Genomic DNA, 1,067 nt, shown 5'->3' with positions numbered 1-1,067 from the left:
TGCCCGCAGCGGCTTCACCAGAAAGCCGGTGAAGGCCGGCGACAGCTTTTCATGGCGCGAGCTCGACGTCAGCAGCACGAGACGCTGTGGCGCATGCGTGCGGGCCATTTCGCCCAGGCGGTCGGCCATGGCAGGGCCGATCGCACGATCGATCAGCACCGCGTGCCATGAGCGTTCGGGCAACAGCGCTTCGGCGACCGCCGCATCCACAACCATGCAGGTCTGGCCGCCCCAACGCTCCAGGCGCCGCGCGATCAGCGAGGCCTCGATGCCGTCGGCGACCAGAAGCATCGACTTGCCGGCGAGGTCGGGACTCGGAAAGGCCGTCTGTCCCGCGCTGGCTTGCGACGGCGGAAGCGGCACCGCGATCTCGAAGGTCGAGCCCTTGCCCGGCTCGCTCGTGAGCGTGATCCGGCCGCCCATGCGCCTTGCGATGCGCTCGCTGATGGAAAGGCCGAGCCCGGTGCCGCCATAGGTGCGGGCGATGCGCTCGTCGGCCTGCTCGAACTCGCGGAAGATGCGTTGCTGTGCTTCCGGTGCGATGCCGATGCCGGTGTCGCGGACCAGGAAGCTGATCTCGTTCGGCCAAATGCCGGGTTCGACGATCAGCGCGACGCCGCCGTTGCTTGTGAACTTGATGGCGTTGCCGGCGAGATTGAGCAGCACCTGGCGCAGCCGGGCGGCGTCGCCGACGACTTCAAGCGGCAGGCGCTCGTCGACATAGGCCGCGATCTCGAGCTGCTTTGCCTGCGCGCGCGGCGCGAGCAGCTCTGTGATCTCCTCGACCAGGGTCGAGAGCGCGAACGGGCGTTGCTCGAGATCGAGCTTGCCCGCCTCGATCTTGGAATAGTCGAGCAGCTCCTCGATCAGCGCCATCAGGGCTTCGCCTGACGTCTTCACCGCTCTGGCGTAGGTCGTCTGTTCCGGCGTCAGCGTGGTGTCGAGCAACAGGCCGCCCATGCCGATGATGCCGTTCAGCGGCGTGCGGATCTCGTGCGAGGCCATGGCGAGAAAGCGCGATTTGGCGCGGTTGGCGGCGTCGGCCTGGTCGCGCGCGTCGGACAGCG

Annotated in this window: 1 protein-coding gene; it reads right to left on the bottom strand. The window is 67.9% G+C overall.

Annotated elements, in window-relative coordinates:
• Positions 1-1,067 (bottom strand): ATP-binding protein (locus MOV75_RS39380; RefSeq protein ID WP_247008237.1); only part of this gene is annotated, 1,067 nt, incomplete at both ends.

It is taken from the genome of Bradyrhizobium sp. PRIMUS42 (assembly GCF_023006515.1).
Taxonomy (GTDB): Bacteria; Pseudomonadota; Alphaproteobacteria; order Rhizobiales; family Xanthobacteraceae; genus Bradyrhizobium.
The sequence above is the reverse complement of the archived record's forward strand: the minus strand, read 5'-3'. Positions and strand labels throughout refer to the sequence as shown.